A 277-nucleotide genomic window follows, 5' to 3' on the forward strand; every position below is an offset into this window, starting at 1 on the left:
GCCCGATTGGGCGGGCAGCCGCCAAGTGAAAAAGCCTTCCATTCAAACGATGAAAAAAGCCGGCGTTCACGTTCATTTTCTAAATAAACCGGCATTTCCGTTTCTTTTTTTCAGGCTGCAAAAACGGAATCACCGGAAAGTGACCGTCATTGACGGCAAAATCGGGTATGTCGGCGGTTTTAATATCGCTGAAGAGTACCTCGGCAAAAAAGCGAAGTTCGGAAACTGGGAGGATTATCACCTGCGGATGACCGGCGAAGGCACGGCGGATCTTCAG

1 protein-coding gene is annotated in these 277 nt (G+C 49.8%); it reads left to right on the forward strand.

The features are described 5' to 3' along the window. The coding region (locus R0K30_RS21760; protein WP_486304027.1) for a phospholipase D-like domain-containing protein at positions 1-277 on the forward strand (277 nt) is incomplete at both ends.

It is taken from the genome of Bacillus sp. SIMBA_154 (assembly GCF_046536015.1).
Taxonomy (GTDB): Bacteria; Bacillota; Bacilli; order Bacillales; family Bacillaceae; genus Bacillus; species Bacillus pumilus_P.